Below are 741 nucleotides of genomic sequence, written 5' to 3' on the forward strand. Positions count from 1 at the left end.
GTAGGTCTCGCGGTGTGTCTCGAACTCCTTGGTCGGCGCCGGGAACAGCAACCGGTTCAACGCCGCCTGGCGTTTGGACCCGGGCGCAGCCAACAACTCCTCATCCTCGACCGAGAGTTCCTGGATCGGCTTGGCCGGCCCACGGCCCTCAAGCGCCTTGGTGCGCAACGGTTCCGGCCACCCGCCCGGCGGGTCACCAAGCTCGCCGCGCAGAAACCCGATCACACTGTCGGGAATGTCGTATTTGGCCGGATCTGCGGCGAACTCCTGCGCACTGACCCCAGCCCCAACCAACGCCAACGCCAGATCCCCGACCACCTTGCTCGACGGGGTCACCTTCACCAACCGGCCCAACACCCGATCCGCGGCGGCATAGGCGGTCTCGATCTCCTCGAACCGATCCCCCAGCCCCAACGCGATGGCCTGCTGGCGCAAGTTGCTCAACTGCCCACCGGGAATCTCATGGGTGTACACCCGACCCGTCGGCGCGGGAAGACCGGACTCGAACGGCGCATACACCTTGCGCAGCGCCTCCCAGTACGGCTCCAGATCACACACCGCACTCAGCGACAACCCGGTGTCGAACGACGTGTGCGCCGCGGCAGCCACGATCGAGGACAACGCCGGCTGACTGGTCGTCCCCGCCAACGGCGCAGCCGCACCGTCGACCGCCGACGCGCCGGCCTGCCAGGCCGCCAGATACGTCGCCAACTGCCCACCCGGAGTGTCATGGGTGTGCAC

Annotated in this window: 1 pseudogene; it reads right to left on the bottom strand. The window is 67.6% G+C overall.

The features are described 5' to 3' along the window. A pseudogene (locus tag ACZY08_RS29715) lies at window positions 1–741 on the bottom strand (pyruvate carboxylase); the annotation flags it as partial.

The organism is Mycobacterium sp. IDUB_9, from assembly GCF_055419505.1.